1 protein-coding gene is annotated in these 546 nt (G+C 57.3%); it reads right to left on the bottom strand.

The genetic code is table 11. The features are described 5' to 3' along the window. Positions 1-254: 1-acyl-sn-glycerol-3-phosphate acyltransferase (locus tag RMSM_RS14110; protein ID WP_008697167.1), on the bottom strand; the 254-nt coding region annotated here is incomplete at its 3' end. Between the last annotated feature and the right edge of the window lie 292 nt (positions 255-546).

Here is a 546-nt window from a genome sequence, read left to right as displayed (position 1 = left end):
AACATCGCGTTAAACGCTTTCGCCATGTGGGGTTTGACCCATCCGCCCGACCAATAGTCTTTGGCGGCAACCGGGCGGGTGACCGCTCGGACTTCGCGCGGCAGAGCGGACCATAACACGACCGCGTCGAGATGGCTGGTGTGGTTAGCGAAATAGATGCGTTGGCAGGTGTCCGGTTGGCAGTCGACCCACCGCACCGTGAAACCACTGAACATCTTCGCTAACAGAACGATAACATGACTGGTGATTGCCATGCCAAGAAGTTTACTTACCCAACCCGAAAACGCCCAGCGGTCAAGCAGGATTAGTCGGCTGCAGCATCCGGCCGCCGATCGGGCAGGCTCGGTTGACCGCTAGTTAATTTAATTGTTTCGCAGTCCACCGAAGGCGAACTCGCGTCCGCTAGCGTGCGTCTATCGGCTAACGGTCAAACGAAGCACTTTAAAGTCAGACTAATTCAAACCGCAACGGTGAGCCGTGCGCCGTAAGGCACCCTCTTGGTGTGTGGGATCCGGCCGCTGAGGAGAACGTCCGGCTTAGGGTGAC

Source organism: Rhodopirellula maiorica SM1 (genome assembly GCF_000346295.1).
Taxonomy (GTDB): domain Bacteria; phylum Planctomycetota; class Planctomycetia; order Pirellulales; family Pirellulaceae; genus Novipirellula; species Novipirellula maiorica.
This window is presented reverse-complemented; position numbering and strand designations above follow the sequence as displayed.